Source organism: Lichenicola sp. GTC18331, assembly GCF_055386855.1.
In genome coordinates, this window is the sequence record NZ_AP045015.1 from 2,883,382 (window position 1) to 2,893,044 (window position 9,663).

The following is a 9,663-nucleotide window of genomic DNA, read 5'->3' on the forward strand; positions in this document are numbered from 1 at the left end:
GGCCGGCGCGAGCCGGTCGCGACCCGGGGCGCGTCGCATCGGGCGAGTGCGGGCAGATATCCGGACAAATGACGGACCTCAGCCTCATGACGCTTATCCCGTTTCCGCCGGTCGGCCCGGGACGGGCAGTTCGGTCGCCTGCCCGTCAGAAAGGCGCCGCCCAGATCCTCCCGGATGCCCGGAATGCGCCGGTCCGGCAGGCCGGCGGATGGCGGCGCGGCCCGGTCAGTTCGGTCGCGGCTCGCCCGCCTCGTCCTGATCCTGCTGCGCCAGCAACTGCACGATGTCGTGCAACGGATCGGCGCGTCGCTGCTCCGGCGCCGTGGCACGATCGAACTGCATCAGGGCGGCCAGCATGTGGCTCCCCGTGGAAAGATGCCGCAGCATGGCGTCGACTCCGTTGACCGGCTTTCAGCACACCAGAAATGATAATCATTCGCAAGCGCAATTGCGGCCGGGTTGCGGCGACGGGTCTCCGGTGCCATGGGGAGGGCGGTCATGAACGAGGTCCGGCCGTCTCGGCCGGAGAGGCGAGGTAGGATTATGGCGAAGATCAAGGTCGCGACCCCGGTGGTCGAGCTCGACGGCGACGAGATGACTCGGATCATCTGGAGCTTCATCAAGGAGAAGCTGATCCTGCCCTATCTCGACGTCGACCTGAAATACTACGATCTCGGCATCGAATATCGCGACCAGACCGACGATCAGGTCACGGTCGATGCGGCCAACGCGATCAAGACCTACGGCGTCGGCGTGAAATGCGCCACCATCACGCCGGACGAGGCCCGCGTCGAGGAATTCGGCCTCAAGAAGATGTGGCGCAGCCCGAACGGCACCATCCGCAACATCCTGGACGGCACCATCTTCCGCGAGCCGATCATCTGCTCCAACGTCCCGCGCCTGCTGCCGCACTGGACCCAGCCGATCATCATCGGCCGTCATGCCTACGGCGACATCTACCGCGCCGCCGAGACCAAGATCCCCGGCCCGGGCAAGGTGACGCTGAACTACCAGCCGGCCGACGGCGGCGCGCCGATCGAGCTCGAAGTCCACGACTTCAAGGGCCCCGGCGTGGCCCTCGGCATCCACAACACGCTCGCCTCGATCCAGGGCTTCGCCCGCGCCTCCTTCAACTACGGCCTTGCCCGCAAGCTGCCGGTCTACCTGTCCACCAAGAACACGATCCTGAAAGCCTATGACGGCATGTTCAAGGACGCGTTCCAGGACATCTTCGACCGCGAGTTCAAGGCCGAGTTCGACAAGCAGGGCCTCACCTACGAGCACCGCCTGATCGACGACATGGTCGCCTGCGCCGTGAAGTGGTCCGGCGGCTATGTCTGGGCCTGCAAGAACTACGACGGCGACGTGGAAAGCGACGTGGTGGCGCAGGGCTTCGGCTCGCTCGGCCTGATGACCTCCGTGCTGCTGTCCCCGGACGGCAACACGGTGGAATCCGAGGCCGCGCACGGCACCGTCACCCGCCACTACCGCGAGCACCAGAAGGGCCGTGCCACCAGCACCAACCCGATCGCCTCGATCTATGCCTGGACGCGCGGCCTCGACTATCGCGGACGCTTCGACAACACCCCGGATGTCAGCCACTTCGCCACCACGCTCGAAAAAGTCTGCGTGGACACGGTGGAATCCGGCTTCATGACCAAGGATCTGGCGATCCTGGTCGGGCCGGAACAGAAATGGCTCACCACCCAGGACTTCCTGGCGAAGCTGGACGAGAACCTCCAGGCGGCATTGAAGCGCTCCTGAGCGAGAACGGGAGCCGGCCGGTCCTGGCCGGCTCCTACTCGTCGCCGTTCTGGCGATAGGGCGAGAGGGTGGCCAGCTCGGCCATCTCCTCTTCCCGCGCCCGCCGTTCCTGATCCAGGAAATCGGCCACCGCATCACGCAGGCCGCCATGCTCGATCCAGTGCGCGGACCAGGTCGGCCGCGGCAGATAGCCGCGCTGGATCTTGTGTTCGCCCTGCGCACCGGCTTCCACGCGCTTCAAACCATGCGCGATCGCAAACTCGATCGCCCGGTAGTAGCACAGCTCGAAATGCAGAAACGGCCAGTCGCCCTCGCAGCCCCAGTTGCGGCCATAGAGCGCGTCCGGCCCGAGCAGGTTCAAGGCGCCCGCTACCGGCTCGCCCTCATGCTCCGCCACCATCAGCACCACCGCATCGCCCAGGCGGTCGCCGAGCAGGGGAAAGAACCGCTCGGTGAGGTAGGCGCTGCCCCATTTGCGGTCCACGGTGGACTGGTAGAAGCGATAGAACGCCGCCCAGTGACGCGGCGTGATCTCCCGGCCGCGCAGGGTGCGGAACACCAGCCCGCTCGCCTGCGCGTCGCGCCGCTCGCGCCGCACCGCCTTGCGCTTCCGGGAGTTGAATGCGGCCAGGAACGCCTCGAAATCGGCGTAGCCGTCATTCTCCCAATGGAACTGCACGCCGATCCGTTGCAGCCAGCCCTGCTCGCCGAGCTGGCGGTATTCGTCCTCCTCGCAGAACGCCACATGCACGGAGGAGAGCGACAGCGCGCCGCAGGCCTGCCGCAGCGCGTCGCCGATCGCCGCCATCAAGGCGGGGCGCGGATGGGCGGTGTCGGGCCGGACCAGCAGACGCGGCCCGGTCACCGGACTGAACGGCGAAGCCACCTGGAGCTTGGGGTAGTACTGGCCGCCGGCACGCTCGAAGGCCTGCGCCCAGCCATGGTCGAACACGTATTCGCCGTAGGAATGCGATTTGGCATACATCGGCGCGGCGGCCAGCAGCGTGCCGCTCTCGTCGCGCAAGGCCGCGTGCTGCGGCAGCCAGCCGGTACGGCGTCCGGTGGAGCCGCTGTCTTCCACCGCGCTGAGGAAGGCGTGGCTGACGAACGGGTTCGTGCCCCCGCCGCAAGCATCCCATTCCGCCGGGTCGATCTCGGCGATGGCGCGGTGCAGGGACAGAGACAGGGTGGGCGGGCAATCGGGCATCGGCTCGATATGGTTCCGTCCGGCCCGGCGCACACCCCGGACGCGGCGCTATTCGCCCGCGATCTCGAACAGCCCCTCGACCTCGACCGGCGCGTCGAGCGGCAGGGACGGCACGCCGATGGTGGAGCGGGCATGGCGGCCCAGATCGCCGAACACCGCCACGGCAAGATCGGACGCGCCGTTCATCACCGTGGCGTGCTGGGTGAAATCGGGCGTGCAGGCGATGAAGCCGCCGAGCCGCACGACACGCTTCACGCGGGTCAGATCGCCGCCGAGAGCCGCCTGGATCTGGGCCAGGACATTGATCATGCAGCGTTTCGCCGCCTCCGCGCCGGCTTCCACGGATACGGCGCCACCCAGCTTGCCGGTGGCGCTGAGACGCCCCTCGGCGAGCGGCAACTGGCCCGACACCACCAGAAGGTTGCCGGTGCGCACGGCGGCGACGTAGTTCGCCACCGGGGCGGCGGCTTGCGGCAAGGCGATGCCGAGGGCGTCGAGGCGTTGCTGGGGGGTGGTCATCCGCGTCCTCCTACCAGCCGGAGCGCGGCCCGGCCCGTGGTTCGTCTGGCGCCGGTTTCCGGCAGGTCGAGCGGCAGCAGAGGCCGGTCGTCGGGATCGTGTCCGACGCGCTCGTCATGCGGCGCGTCCGGCAGCGCCCGGCCGAGATAGGTCTCGGACAAAGCGCGGAAGGCGTAGTCGAGCAGGGAGGTGGCATGGGCGATCTGCCCGTCGCCTTCCACGGCGCCATGCGGCCCGAAGCTGGTATAGGCGAAGGCCTCGACATAGGCGTCCAGCGGCACGCCATGCTGGAGTCCGAGGCTGACGGCGCGTCCGAACGCATCCATCAGACCGCGCATCGCCGGATTCTCGCGCGGCGGGGTGATGGTCAGCTCGCCCAGGCTGCCATCCTCGAACTCGCCGGTCTGGAGAAACAGGCGATGCCCGCCGATGGCCGCCTTCTGGGTGAAGCCGCGACGGCGGTCGGGCAGGGCGCGACGCTGCGTGCCGGCGCTGGCCAGTGTCGGCTGATGCTCGGGCAGAGACGGCATCTCGTCGACGAGGCCGCTGAGCGCGCGATGCATGGCGAGCCAGGCGTCGCGTCCGGGGCGCGGCAGCACGCCGTCGCCGGCGAGGCTGAGCGCCAGCGCCGCTTCCGGTGTCAAACCCCGCCCGGCCAGACGCGCCAGCGTGCTTTCGGACAAACGCCCGTCCGGACGCAGGGGCGAGAAGATCGGGCCGAGCCCGCTGCCTTCCACGCCGAGCAGGCTGTCCACCGGGCCGGGCTGCGAGAAGCCGGTGGCGATGCGCGCGCTGCGGCCGCCGGGAAACGCGGTGCGGGCGGCGAGCGCGGCGAGACCCGGCACCACGCAGCGGCCGGGCGGCCGGATCAGCGCCATCTGCCCGCCATCGCCGCCCTGCGCCACCAGCGTGGCGGCGTTGGAAAGGCAGCGGGCCACGTCGCGGCCGTTCTCGCCGTCATAGTCGAGCCCGAGCGCGGCGAGGCAGGCATCGAGATTGGACAAAAGCAGGATCGGCGACGGACGGCCCGGTTCGGCCAGCAGGCGCAACGCGCCGCACAGCGTTTCCAGCGCGGCGGCATAGTCCTCGGTCTCGAAGCCGCTGCCCGGTTTCACGAAGCCGGCGAGGTTCAGCACGAAGCCGGGACGCTCCTTCGTGTCGCCGTTCCACACCCCCTCGGTCGGCGCGGCGCGCCGGCGCAGCAGCAGCAGACCGAGTTCGCGCCCGAGCGGGGCGGGCGCGTTCGGCAGGGCGGCGATGCGGTCGATCCAGGCATTGGCGGCATCGGCCAGCGCCACGGAGCCGTCGCCGGGCAGAAGCGCCGCGAGCGCGCCTGCGGCGCTGTCGTCCCAATCGGCGGGCAGGGTGATGTGGCGCGGATTGCAGTCCGGGTCGGCCGCCTCGTAGGCGTTGCGCATCCGCACGCCGTTCCAGCGCCGGCGCGACTCGGCGGCGGCGGTCGAACCGCCGCCGTTGCGACGCGCGGGGGAACGGGCTGGCGGGGCGGGCGGGTCGTTGCGCATTCCACAGGGTAGACCGCCGCCGCGCCGGGCGGAAGCGCTCCCGCCATTCGAACGAGAATGCTGCGGCGCGGATGGACCGGGACGGGAACGCCGCCTAAGATGCGGCTCATGACAGCGATCGGCACCCGACTTTTCACCATGCTCCGCGGGCGGCTGATCGGCCGCGACGAGGACGGGCGCGCCTATTACCAGGAGCGCGGCCCCGGCGGTTACACCAGCCGGCCGAGACGCTGGGTGATCTATAACGGCCGCGAGGACGCCTCCGCCGTCCCCGCCGAATGGTGGAACTGGCTGCATCACGTCGAGGATGCGCCGCTGCCGCCGAGCGTGCGCAAGCCCTGGCAGCTGCCGTTCGTGCCCAACCGCACCGGCGAGGCGGACGGATATCACCCCCAGGGCAGCGATTATCGCGGCGGGCTGCGTCCCAGCGCCACGGGCGATTACGAATCCTGGACCCCGGATCACTGATCGATGAGCGGCATCAGCCGGGCGGAGGCCCAAGGCAGTGCACAGGGCAGTGCCCTGGGCGGCACGAAGGGCGGCCTCGAGTTTCTGGTCGGATTGCTGGTTCTGATCGGGCTGGCGGCGCTGCTGGCGTTCGCCCTGCTCGGCAGCGGGCGTAAGGCCGCGACCGGCTACGAGATCAGTGCACGCTTCCCCCATATCGACGGGCTGGAGATCGGCTCTCCGGTGAAGCTGGCCGGCGTTCAGGTCGGCCAGGTCACCGCCGAGCGGATCGACCCGAAGAGCTTCCAGGCGGTGGTGCGGTTCTCGGTCGCCAACGACATCCACCTGCCCGAGGACAGCGCTGCGATCATCACCAGCGACAGCCTGCTGGGCGGCAAGTATCTGGCGCTCAACCCGGGCGGGTCCGAGACCGTGATCAAGCCGGGCGGTCAGATCGATCTGACCCAGGGTTCGATCAGCCTGGAACAGCTGCTGAGCAAGTTCATCTTCAGCGTCACCGATGCGATGTCGTCCAAGAAGGGTGGCGCGGCCCCGGCCTCCGGCGCCGCTCCGGCAGTCCCGGCGACCCAAGCCCCGGCGACCCAGACCCCGGCGACCCAGACCGCGCCGGCGGGTGGCCCGACACCGTGACAATCTGGCCCGGACGGGATGGCGCGCCGGTCTCGTGCAACGAGAAGCTCAAGGTCCTGCACGAGAACGAGCGAGAACTGCGTTCGGTGATGAGCGATGCGTTCGACGACGCCGTGCTGATGGGCGTGGACCCGGAGGCGATGCGCGCGCTGCTGGTGCAGATGGTGCGCGACCTGCCCGGACCCGCCGGAGCGCCGTCATGAGGCGCATCCTGCTGGCGGCGCTGCTGGTCGCGCCGGCCTCCGCGCTGGGGGCGGAATACGTGCCCCCGCCGATCATGCCGGTGCCGGATGCGTGGCAGGGACGCGCCACCGGCCTGGTGCGCATCCTCGACAAGCTGGATGCGCATGTGGAGGTTCTCACCCTCGCGGCGGGCCAGACCGGACACTACAAGAGCCTGTCCGTGACCCTGCGCGCCTGCATGGACCGTCCCGACGGCATTCCGCACGATTCCGCGGCCTTTCTCGACGTGCAGGACGGGCACGGCAACGGCCAACCGTTCGCCGGATGGACCTTCGCCAACGAGCCCTCGATCGGCGTGTTCGAGAGCCCGGTCTACGGCGTGCAGCTGGTGAACTGCCAGGGCGACAAGGTCGCGCCGCTGGCGCCGCCTTTGCCGGCCCCCGTGCCGGCCCCGCCCGGTTTGATCCGCAACACGCCGCCCCCCGTGCCGGATGCGGGCGACACCCTTCCGGACGGCCCCGCCCCGGACGCGATCGACCAGGGCCAGCCCGAGATTCAGCCGCCGCCGCCCGGCGCGCCGGCTGCGCCCAGCAACGCCGCGCCCGCCCCGTCCGACGGGGCGCCGGATGCGGTTTATCCTTCGGGCGCGCCGCCGAAACGACGCTGACAGCGACGGCGTGTCGGAACCGGCTCCGGCCGGGCCTGTTTCCATCGACATGAGCTCGACCATGCCGCACCCGTCCCGCTTCGATCGCCTGCCCGCACCGGCACGCGCCGCCTTTCTGCTCGATTTCGACGGCACCCTCGTCGATATCGCGCCGACGCCGGAATCGGTGTCGGTGCCGCCCGGCCTGCGCGATACGCTTCTGGCGCTGCGCCGCGTCTGCGGCGATGCGCTGGCGGTGGTGAGCGGCCGGCCGATCGACCAGATCGACCATTTCCTGCCCGACGTGCCGTTCGCGGTGGCGGGAGAACACGGCATCGCCGTGCGCCATCGTCCGGGCGGTTCGATCGAACGCGCCACGCTGCCGTCGCTGCCGGAACACTGGATCGACGGCTGCGAGCGCATCGCGTCCGCCTTCCCGGGCGCGCGCGTGGAGCGCAAGAAGGCGGGGCTGGTGCTGCATTTCCGGGCCGTCCCCGAGGCCGGAGACGCGATCCGCGCCGAAGCCGAGCGCCTGATCGGCGACGGCGAAGGCGCCGGTCTGTTCCATATCCAGGCCGCCAAGATGGCCTGGGAGATCAAGCCGGACGGTGTCAGCAAGGAAAACGCGGTGCTCGCGCTGATGCAGACGGCGCCGTTCAGCGGTCGTCTGCCGGTGTTCGTCGGCGATGACGTGACGGACGAGGACGGGATCCGCGGCGCAGAAGCGCTGGGCGGGACCGGCTTCCGCATCCCGGCCGACTTCCCGGACCCGGATGCGTTCCGCGCCTGGCTGCACACCCTGTCCCGGACCGCGCCGGGGGCCGCCGCATGGCACGGCTAGTCATCGTTTCCAACCGCGTTCCCTCGCCCCGCGAGGTCACGCAAGCGGCGGGCGGTCTGACGGTCGGTCTGGCGGACGCGATCAAGGGACAACCGAGCCTGTGGTTCGGCTGGTCGGGCGGAACCGACGGCAAGGACGGGGCCGATCCGGAATTAAATATCACGGTGAATGATAATGTCACCTACGCGACCATCCCGCTTTCCGAACGGCAGCTGAAAGGCTTCTACCAGGGCTTCTCCAACGGCATCCTCTGGCCGGTCTGCCATTACCGTGTCGGCCTGATGAACTACAGCCGGGAAGAGCTGGAAACCTATCTGGAGGTGAACCGTCTCTATGCCCGCGCCCTGGCGCCGCTGCTGGAGCCGGACGACACGGTCTGGGTGCAGGACTACCAGCTCTTTCCGCTCGGCGACGCCTTGCGGGCCGAAGGGGTGGGCAACCGGATCGGCTTCTTCCTCCACATCCCGTTTCCGCCGGAGCAGCTGTTCCGGGCCATGCCGGGGGCCGATCTGCTGCTGCGCGATCTCGCCGCCTACGATCTGATCGGCGTGCAGACGGAACAAGACGCCGCCAATCTGCGTGGGGCCCTCCAGGCCGTCGGCGTGGAGAAGCCGGTCGGCGCGTTTCCGATCGGCATCGACCCGGACAGCTTCGCCCGCCAGGCCGCGCGTGGTGAGAACACCAAGGAGATGGGGCGCTTCCTCGACGCGCTCGGCGGGCGATCGCTGATCCTGGGTGTGGACCGGCTGGATTATTCCAAGGGCCTTCCCGAGCGCTTCCTGGGCTTCGAGCGGCTGCTGAAGCGCTTCCCGGAGCACCGCAACAAGGTCAGCTTCCTGCAGATCGCGCCCGTGTCGCGCGGCGACGTCGCGGAATACCAGGCGCTGCGACGCGAGCTGGACGAGCTGGCCGGGCGCATCAACGGCGAATGGGCCGAGATCGACTGGCTGCCGTTGCGCTACATCACCCGTCCGATTTCGCGGAAGATCCTGGCCAGCGTGCATCGCCATGCGCAAATCGGCCTGGTGACGCCGCTGCGGGACGGCATGAATCTGGTGGCCAAGGAATACGTGGCGGCGCAGAATGCAGCCGATCCCGGCGTGCTGGTCCTGTCGCGCTTCGCCGGCGCGGCGCCGGAGCTGGGCGACGCGCTTCTGGTCAATCCGCTCGATCCGGACGAGATTGCCGAGGCGCTGGATCAGGCGTTGCGGATGAAGCGGGACGAGCGCATCGAGCGTTGGACCGGGATGAACCGGGCGATCCACGCCGCCACCGCCGCGAGCTGGGCCGCCGATTTCCTGCGGGCGCTCGCCGAGACTCCCGAGCCTGCGGTGTCTGCCGCATGATCGCGGGTCGCGATGCGATCCGGCGCGGGCTGTTCTGCCTCGTCGCCGGCGGCTTCGCCCTCCTTTTCGCCTTCTGGCTGGAGCATGCGCGCGGCATGGCGCCCTGTGCGTTGTGCCTGTGGGAGCGTGTGCCGTATCGGCTTCTGCTGGCGGTCGGGATCGTCTGGGCGCTATTCGGCCTGTTCGGCCGGACGGCCCGGCCGCTCTGGTCTCTGGCGCTGTTGTGCGCGCTCGCCGCCCTGGTGCTGGGCGGGCTGCATGTGGGCGTGGAGCAGGGATGGTGGCCGAGTCCCTTGCCCGAATGCCAGGCGCCGCATTTCCGGGCCGGTCTCAGCTTTGCCGAACGTCTGGCGGCCATGCCCGCGCGTCCGGCCAAGCCCTGCGATGCGGCCAACCCGTTGTTTCCCGGGTCGCCAGTCTCGGTGGTGACCGCCGGGTTCGCCTACGCGCTGGTGATCAGCGCGATCCTGCTTCTGGCGGGGCCGGGGCATCGCAAAAGGATGTTCGACACCCGCCCGGGCTGACCGTCGGGGGCG

The 9,663-nt window shown here is 69.6% G+C and carries 12 protein-coding genes; 8 read left to right on the forward strand and 4 right to left on the reverse strand.

Going from position 1 to position 9,663, the window contains the following annotated elements:
- Window positions 1–225: 225 nt before the first annotated feature.
- Window positions 226–387, reverse strand: coding sequence for a hypothetical protein (locus ACZ5BM_RS13160; protein WP_498908569.1), 162 nt, complete (start codon window positions 385–387; stop codon window positions 226–228).
- Window positions 388–543: 156 nt separating this feature from the next.
- Between ACZ5BM_RS13160 and ACZ5BM_RS13165 the strand changes: the two genes are divergently transcribed.
- A complete protein-coding gene (locus tag ACZ5BM_RS13165; protein WP_498908570.1) occupies window positions 544–1,764 on the forward strand; it encodes an NADP-dependent isocitrate dehydrogenase in 1,221 nt (406 codons plus the stop codon).
- 34 nt (window positions 1,765–1,798) lie between these two features.
- On the opposite strand, the gene ACZ5BM_RS13170 is transcribed toward ACZ5BM_RS13165, so the two are convergent.
- From ACZ5BM_RS13170 to ACZ5BM_RS13180, 3 genes are read right to left on the reverse strand one after another with little or no spacing between them, the layout of a single operon-like run.
- Entirely contained in the window at window positions 1,799–2,971 is a 1,173-nt protein-coding gene (locus ACZ5BM_RS13170) for a GNAT family N-acetyltransferase (RefSeq protein ID WP_498908571.1), read from the reverse strand.
- Window positions 2,972–3,019: 48 nt separating this feature from the next.
- A complete protein-coding gene (locus tag ACZ5BM_RS13175; protein ID WP_498908573.1) occupies window positions 3,020–3,490 on the reverse strand; it encodes a RidA family protein in 471 nt (156 codons plus the stop codon).
- Window positions 3,487–4,908 (reverse strand): TSCPD domain-containing protein, encoded by a 1,422-nt coding sequence (locus tag ACZ5BM_RS13180; RefSeq protein ID WP_498911628.1) that lies wholly within the window; start codon window positions 4,906–4,908, stop codon window positions 3,487–3,489. Before ACZ5BM_RS13180 ends, ACZ5BM_RS13175 begins: the two co-directional genes overlap by 4 nt.
- Window positions 4,909–5,121: 213 nt before the next feature.
- Between ACZ5BM_RS13180 and ACZ5BM_RS13185 the strand changes: the two genes are divergently transcribed.
- The 7 genes from ACZ5BM_RS13185 (at window position 5,122) to ACZ5BM_RS13215 (ending at window position 9,651) form a co-directional block, all read left to right on the forward strand.
- Entirely contained in the window at window positions 5,122–5,481 is a 360-nt protein-coding gene (locus tag ACZ5BM_RS13185; protein ID WP_498911630.1) for an NADH-ubiquinone oxidoreductase subunit NDUFA12 family protein, read from the forward strand.
- A gap of 3 nt (window positions 5,482–5,484) precedes the next feature.
- Window positions 5,485–6,111, forward strand: a complete 627-nt coding sequence (mlaD, locus tag ACZ5BM_RS13190; protein WP_498908574.1) for an outer membrane lipid asymmetry maintenance protein MlaD — start codon at window positions 5,485–5,487, stop codon at window positions 6,109–6,111.
- Window positions 6,108–6,314: a hypothetical protein gene (locus ACZ5BM_RS13195; RefSeq protein WP_498908575.1), complete on the forward strand. Its 207-nt coding sequence runs from the start codon at window positions 6,108–6,110 to the stop codon at window positions 6,312–6,314. The genes mlaD and ACZ5BM_RS13195 overlap by 4 nt, the downstream gene beginning before the upstream one ends.
- The gene (locus ACZ5BM_RS13200) at window positions 6,311–6,961 is read left to right on the forward strand and encodes a DUF2155 domain-containing protein (protein ID WP_498908576.1); all 651 of its coding nucleotides are present in this window, start codon (window positions 6,311–6,313) and stop codon (window positions 6,959–6,961) included. Before ACZ5BM_RS13195 ends, ACZ5BM_RS13200 begins: the two co-directional genes overlap by 4 nt.
- 61 nt (window positions 6,962–7,022) lie before the next feature.
- On the forward strand, window positions 7,023–7,781 hold the full coding sequence (gene otsB / locus ACZ5BM_RS13205; protein WP_498908578.1) for a trehalose-phosphatase: 759 nt from the start codon (window positions 7,023–7,025) through the stop codon (window positions 7,779–7,781).
- Window positions 7,769–9,127: an alpha,alpha-trehalose-phosphate synthase (UDP-forming) gene (locus ACZ5BM_RS13210; RefSeq protein WP_498908579.1), complete on the forward strand. Its 1,359-nt coding sequence runs from the start codon at window positions 7,769–7,771 to the stop codon at window positions 9,125–9,127. The genes otsB and ACZ5BM_RS13210 overlap by 13 nt, the downstream gene beginning before the upstream one ends.
- Window positions 9,124–9,651, forward strand: a complete 528-nt coding sequence (locus ACZ5BM_RS13215) for a disulfide bond formation protein B (RefSeq protein ID WP_498908580.1) — start codon at window positions 9,124–9,126, stop codon at window positions 9,649–9,651. The genes ACZ5BM_RS13210 and ACZ5BM_RS13215 overlap by 4 nt, the downstream gene beginning before the upstream one ends.
- The last annotated feature ends 12 nt before the right edge of the window (window positions 9,652–9,663 follow it).

Bases quoted from the DNA above. Each gene is read 5' to 3' on its own strand.
- ACZ5BM_RS13160 (WP_498908569.1), bottom strand. From the start codon at position 387: ATGCTGCGGCATCTTTCCACGGGGAGCCACATGCTGGCCGCCCTGATG.
- ACZ5BM_RS13165 (WP_498908570.1), top strand. From the start codon at position 544: ATGGCGAAGATCAAGGTCGCGACCCCGGTGGTCGAGCTCGACGGCGAC.
- ACZ5BM_RS13170 (WP_498908571.1), bottom strand. From the start codon at position 2,971: ATGCCCGATTGCCCGCCCACCCTGTCTCTGTCCCTGCACCGCGCCATC.
- ACZ5BM_RS13175 (WP_498908573.1), bottom strand. From the start codon at position 3,490: ATGACCACCCCCCAGCAACGCCTCGACGCCCTCGGCATCGCCTTGCCG.
- ACZ5BM_RS13180 (WP_498911628.1), bottom strand. From the start codon at position 4,908: ATGCGCAACGCCTACGAGGCGGCCGACCCGGACTGCAATCCGCGCCAC.
- ACZ5BM_RS13185 (WP_498911630.1), top strand. From the start codon at position 5,122: ATGACAGCGATCGGCACCCGACTTTTCACCATGCTCCGCGGGCGGCTG.
- mlaD (WP_498908574.1), top strand. From the start codon at position 5,485: ATGAGCGGCATCAGCCGGGCGGAGGCCCAAGGCAGTGCACAGGGCAGT.
- ACZ5BM_RS13200 (WP_498908576.1), top strand. From the start codon at position 6,311: ATGAGGCGCATCCTGCTGGCGGCGCTGCTGGTCGCGCCGGCCTCCGCG.
- otsB (WP_498908578.1), top strand. From the start codon at position 7,023: ATGCCGCACCCGTCCCGCTTCGATCGCCTGCCCGCACCGGCACGCGCC.
- ACZ5BM_RS13210 (WP_498908579.1), top strand. From the start codon at position 7,769: ATGGCACGGCTAGTCATCGTTTCCAACCGCGTTCCCTCGCCCCGCGAG.
- ACZ5BM_RS13215 (WP_498908580.1), top strand. From the start codon at position 9,124: ATGATCGCGGGTCGCGATGCGATCCGGCGCGGGCTGTTCTGCCTCGTC.